Annotated in this window: 6 protein-coding genes; 3 read left to right on the top strand and 3 right to left on the bottom strand. The window is 39.5% G+C overall.

The features are described 5' to 3' along the window. Positions 1-141 precede the first annotated feature (141 nt). Entirely contained in the window at positions 142-1,083 is a 942-nt protein-coding gene (locus AC5JLB_RS13165) for a YaaC family protein (RefSeq protein ID WP_495874284.1), read from the top strand. Further along, positions 1,080-2,063 carry a hypothetical protein gene (locus tag AC5JLB_RS13160; RefSeq protein ID WP_495874283.1) on the top strand — a complete coding sequence of 328 codons (984 nt, stop codon included), beginning with the start codon at positions 1,080-1,082 and terminating at the stop codon, positions 2,061-2,063. The genes AC5JLB_RS13165 and AC5JLB_RS13160 overlap by 4 nt, the downstream gene beginning before the upstream one ends. A gap of 73 nt (positions 2,064-2,136) precedes the next feature. Here AC5JLB_RS13160 and AC5JLB_RS13155 read toward each other — a convergent pair whose 3' ends face one another. Together AC5JLB_RS13155 and AC5JLB_RS13150 are read right to left on the bottom strand one after the other, a co-directional pair. Beyond that, positions 2,137-2,259 carry a hypothetical protein gene (locus tag AC5JLB_RS13155; protein WP_495874282.1) on the bottom strand — a complete coding sequence of 41 codons (123 nt, stop codon included), beginning with the start codon at positions 2,257-2,259 and terminating at the stop codon, positions 2,137-2,139. Beyond that, the gene (locus AC5JLB_RS13150; RefSeq protein ID WP_495874281.1) at positions 2,256-2,549 is read right to left on the bottom strand and encodes a nucleotidyltransferase family protein; all 294 of its coding nucleotides are present in this window, start codon (positions 2,547-2,549) and stop codon (positions 2,256-2,258) included. Before AC5JLB_RS13150 ends, AC5JLB_RS13155 begins: the two co-directional genes overlap by 4 nt. Positions 2,550-3,088: 539 nt before the next feature. On the opposite strand from AC5JLB_RS13150, the gene AC5JLB_RS13145 reads away from it, so the two are divergent. Next, positions 3,089-3,481, top strand: a complete 393-nt coding sequence (locus AC5JLB_RS13145) for a hypothetical protein (protein WP_495874280.1) — start codon at positions 3,089-3,091, stop codon at positions 3,479-3,481. A 158-nt stretch (positions 3,482-3,639) separates the two neighbouring features. On the opposite strand, the gene AC5JLB_RS13140 is transcribed toward AC5JLB_RS13145, so the two are convergent. Then, complete coding sequence (locus AC5JLB_RS13140) at positions 3,640-4,419, bottom strand: hypothetical protein (RefSeq protein ID WP_495874279.1); 780 nt, start codon at positions 4,417-4,419, stop codon at positions 3,640-3,642. Between the last annotated feature and the right edge of the window lie 437 nt (positions 4,420-4,856).

The raw sequence follows: 4,856 nt of genomic DNA, 5'->3' as shown, positions 1-4,856 counted from the left end.
AGAAACTGGCTGCTCTTTTTGCGGTTTCCACCACTCTGTTTAGTCTAAACTCCAGATCCTGAGAGCGTTCAGCAATATTTTGATGCCCAAGGAGTTGGTGATAGAGATAATTCAAACTTGATTGAGAATATTTGTGGTTCAATGCTGCAAGCCAAAGAGTATTTTGAAGCTTCAGAAGTGGCTTCTCTGCAAATTGCTCCTGTTTTACTCTATTACGGTGCTACAAATTTACTATCAGGTCTTGCTAGCTTAAAGCTAGGGAAAGATCTCGGTATTTCAGGTCATGGTATGAGAATTTCAGATGATGGTCTTGATCTATCAAACTTAGGTGAACTCAAAATTATTCCTAATAGTGCTAATAGAGGTTTACTTGCAATATTGAACAAAAGTTATGGTTCTGATATTGATATATGCCAAAGAGGTAGTTGGCGATTAATAGAGCTTCTTGGCGCAATTCCAGATCTTCTAGATGATTTCATAAGTCACTTTTCAAAAGAAGAGCCATCGATCATACCGATTGAGGAAGTGTATACTGGACAGTACTATTTGGACAGGTTTCCTACTAGTTTTTTGGCTAAATTTGACAGTCAAGAAAATTTATTCAACAGAATTGTTGATTATAAAAAAGCGTATTTACAACCGGAAATACAAAATCAACATGTAATACTGTATCGCAAGCTGAATCATAAGGACATATCAATTTATTCAGTAATGGCTGAGAAGTTTCTTGTTGTTGCACAAGAAAAGCAAGGAGCATTAGTTCATTTGCCAATTGAGATTGTTACGTTAATGATCTTATTCTGCTTTGGCTTTCTTTGTAGATATAAAGCAAATCTATGGAACCCCTTTATTAGGAGTGACGATTCTGGTAAGAAGTTACTAATCAATACTTTGTTAGATTATGTTCGTAGAGTAATTCCGAATCTAGCATTAAACTATATCAATAACGAAAGATGTATTTTTCTAAACCAAATCGTGAACGCTATAGATTTGTCTCATGATCATTCAAAGAAGGAGATTCAAGAGCTAGTACGGAGTGAAATAAACAAAGTAGTTTTACAAGAGAGAAGGTGGACACAATGAGTATTCAAGTAGAATGTTTTAATCTTTGCAAACAAATATGGAGCTTACCATATCGTCCTAACGTTATCAGTTTGATGGAGTCTTTGCGAGTAAGAGAAGGCTTTCGAGACCTTATATCAATGTTTACTAAATACCAGTTTCTAAGCCCGTTGTATATTCATCACAACCAATCTAATTTCGTAGATACTACGTCTGGCTCTACTCTAGGCGCAATTTTACACCAACTTTCAGATTCAGAGTTAGAGCTACTTCATCAATGCCACTTCTTAATTAATTCCATCAATCAACAATGTATTCAGAAAATTACTAATAAATTTCCAGAACTTGAATCCTGTTTGAATCCATACGATATGTTTATGAAGATAGAATTCTCAGAATTTTCTACAAATAAACTTGTTGAGACAGGGCTAATTCAAAGCTTAGTAGATTCTTTTGAGCAACATGAAGCTTTTCAAAGCATTTTAACTCAAATTCCAGAAGAACATATTCGCCTTCACGCTCGCCACTTACCGCAGAAACTAGAAGAATTCTTCAACATTGTGAACAAGAGTATCAATGATATGCCTTACTGGATTAACCAAGTACCGCAACAAAATTCAGATGATTATTGGGCTTATTATCTGGTTCGTTATTCAGCACGTATAAACTCTATTCTTTCAAATATAGATCAACTTATATATCAAGCCTTTTTGAAAAAACATCTTATCGTTCTTAATGAAGATAATATAATTTATATTGCTGGAAGCACATCAAACTTTATGTGCGAAGAGACTACAATCACAATACAATCCCAAAGTGATACTATATTTTGTTTGCCATCAGAAATTGTCCTCATTCAGTATGTGGAAGGGGAACGGCAGGTGAAGTCTCTTGCACGGATTATGAATCTCACATTCTCATTCCGGAGTGAAAGCCAAGGAATGACTCAGGAATGCGCTTTGAGAATGATTGATGAGTCTCTCAGCTCCTATTTTAATTAGTGAACAAATGCTGAATAAAAGAATTTCTGATGTTTACTACATTCTAAAAAATCTATAACTCAGCTCACTCAACCTACAAACCATTTTCTAAGTTCTGTGAGAACTCTGCAAACTCAATGCCTGTTGTAAATTGCTCAATAGCAGCGACAGCGTCCAAAATATCCTGTAAGTAATCCTCCACCTGTCGCTTGGTCACAGATAGACAACCTCTGCCAAAATCCGTTCTCCAATGCGGGGCTTTAAGCCGCCCTTATGCACCAAATCGACCTTGACTCCCAGGTTGTCACTGAGATAGTTCTCTAAATTGACAAACTTTAACAAGCTCGGTGTTTCGGAAAATTCCACTAGCACATCAACGTCACTAGTTTCTGTCTGTTCTTTCCGAACGTAGGAGCCGAAAACACCTAGCTCCCTGACCTTATATTGTTCCTGCAACACTGACTTGTGCTGCACAAGCCATTGCTTAATTTCTTCTAACGTTTTCATAGGCTCTACCTCCTTTAAGGTAAGCATAGTGCCTATTGAAGTTTACCAAACAGGCTTGCGGTTACATTGATCGCAGCAGCGTTAATGCCAGAAGGGAACAAAGATAGTTTTACTTTCCTAGGGCGGCGATACAGAGCCTTCCAGATTAACGAGCGACATAAAACGCTTGGTTCTCGATCAACATGGTTTAGTTCTTAGTGCGATCGCACTAAGAACTAAACAACTTGCACTAAGAACTAAACAACTTGCACTAAGAACTAAACAACTTGCATTAATAACCTATGTTTATCCGGTAAGAACTAACGCTTTTATTTATGTTATCAAAGTACATTGATCAGTTCTTAATCAATATCGATCAGTTCTTAATCAACATTGATTAGTTCTTGATCAACTTGCTTTTGTAATTTTTTAAGGACAAATACTGACTAAACCGACAAGTCTTCATCCAAGCAATACAAAAAGTCTGCGGATTCTGCGCCTCTAACTATTAGACTAACTCAGTTAATTTAGAGATGTTCTGTTACATATAGGTGTCTACTATGGCTAGAAAAAAGCGAACTTCTTCTGTACTAACAAAAGCTGAAGCCCGCGTCGCTGGATTGAAAGCGATTGATCTTACGATGGATTTTGGAAACGATCGTAACATCCCTCAGTTGAATCAGATGATCGATCAAGTACGCGCCCGATTGAACACCTACAATGATGCACTTGCTTTAATTGATTCCACCAAAAACGAACTTGGCGATCTCGAAAAGCAATTGAATGCCTTGACCGACCAAATGCTGTTGGGCGTTGCGCTTCAATACGGTCGAGATAGCCATCAATATGAACTGGCAGGGGGAGTACGCACGAGCGATCGCGTTCGTAAAAGTATGAGAACTCGCATCAAAGGCACAACAGAAGGTCAACCAACTGAACCAATTTTGGTTTAAAGTATATCGCTCGCTTTACAAATTTCTTTAGAGTTTTGCATAGCGGAGTCAAAAGAATTCTTGCCTTTAAAAGAATGTAGGGTCATCTAATTTAACGTTAGATGACCCTACATTCTTTTAAGCAAAGATACAAACGCGAATTGCTACTATAGTTCCTATTATTTAGTTGCCATCCGAGTTGTTCTAAACGTAACGTTCGAGCCTTCTTGCGTTTGTTCCAGCACTAGCAACGGAGTCGGCTTTGCAGTCTGATCCCACCGCATATTAGCAATGCGTCCTTGAATCGCAGGTTGCCACGTTTCATTCTCGTGAGACGGACTGAGAAACGTTTCAAAACAATCGATAATCTGATTAATCGTCACAGAAGTGGGTTGAGTCGGCAGCTTCAGAATCTTAATCTGAATGCGGAACAACACGCGAGTAGACTGCTCCGAATCTCCCGCTTTGTAAATCACATCAAAGATTTCATCCACTTGTCGCCCCGTACTGGCGATGCCAATATCATTTCCGTTTTGGTTGCCTTGACCAGGACGCAGCGCGATCGTAATCTTGTCCTTCACCCGAATCTTGATCTGATTGACGATCGCAAAGTGGAACACCTCTTCTGACATCCGCATTCTCAGATAATCGAGGTTAAACTCTCGCGAGTGAATCAAGTCAGGATTGCGCTCCATCTTACTGATGGTTTCAACCGCATACTTGAGCTTCTTTTGCAGTTCCCGGTTTTTAAACGTCTCAAACTTGACTTCTTTTTTGAGTTTGCTGGCTTGCAGATAAGACGCAACTCCCAACGCCAGCAGTAGCACAAACAAGCCACCCGATGTTGCCATCCACACGGGCTGTCCATTTGGTTTGGAAGCGTCTGCCACCGCAGGTTTTGTCATAACCGTTTTACTCGTTTGAGCTAAAAGTGCTTCAAAAATCATTGGGTAAGCCATTGCGATCGCCAGCTAAACTTGTCACGTCTTCAAGAGTTCCCAATTCCAAAGAAATGGAAAACAGATGATTCAGAAATCTCTACCAAGATCTCCTTGGTGCTTTAGCGGCTAAGAAGATGTTTTATTGCAGCCCCACCCTGGACTACACTCCTGGAATACATTGTCGGCTCACTGAGGGAAGCCGGTTCAACGAACTGTTTCAACGAATTAAAGAGATTGGAACAGTTCCCTAGTCCACTGGAGCGGACTTTCCTTCATCGATCTTAATCACACAAACCGCGTTTTAACTTATGATTTGGATTACGAAAAGGCACTCCTCTAAATTTAGCTTCTCAGTGATGTACGAGAGCCTTCATTCATTGGACTCCACGCTTCACACTGTATTTTACTACAGTTGTAGATCGTTCATTGGCAGGTTGAAGGGCTGTCCCCTTCTG

This window comes from Myxacorys chilensis (assembly GCF_059505265.1).
The sequence above is the reverse complement of the archived record's forward strand: the minus strand, read 5'-3'. Positions and strand labels throughout refer to the sequence as shown.

Coding starts and splice junctions, on each gene's coding strand:
- AC5JLB_RS13165 (WP_495874284.1), top strand. CDS start 142: ATGCTGCAAGCCAAAGAGTATTTTGAAGCTTCAGAAGTGGCTTCTCTG.
- AC5JLB_RS13160 (WP_495874283.1), top strand. CDS start 1,080: ATGAGTATTCAAGTAGAATGTTTTAATCTTTGCAAACAAATATGGAGC.
- AC5JLB_RS13150 (WP_495874281.1), bottom strand. CDS start 2,549: ATGAAAACGTTAGAAGAAATTAAGCAATGGCTTGTGCAGCACAAGTCA.
- AC5JLB_RS13145 (WP_495874280.1), top strand. CDS start 3,089: ATGGCTAGAAAAAAGCGAACTTCTTCTGTACTAACAAAAGCTGAAGCC.
- AC5JLB_RS13140 (WP_495874279.1), bottom strand. CDS start 4,419: ATGGCTTACCCAATGATTTTTGAAGCACTTTTAGCTCAAACGAGTAAA.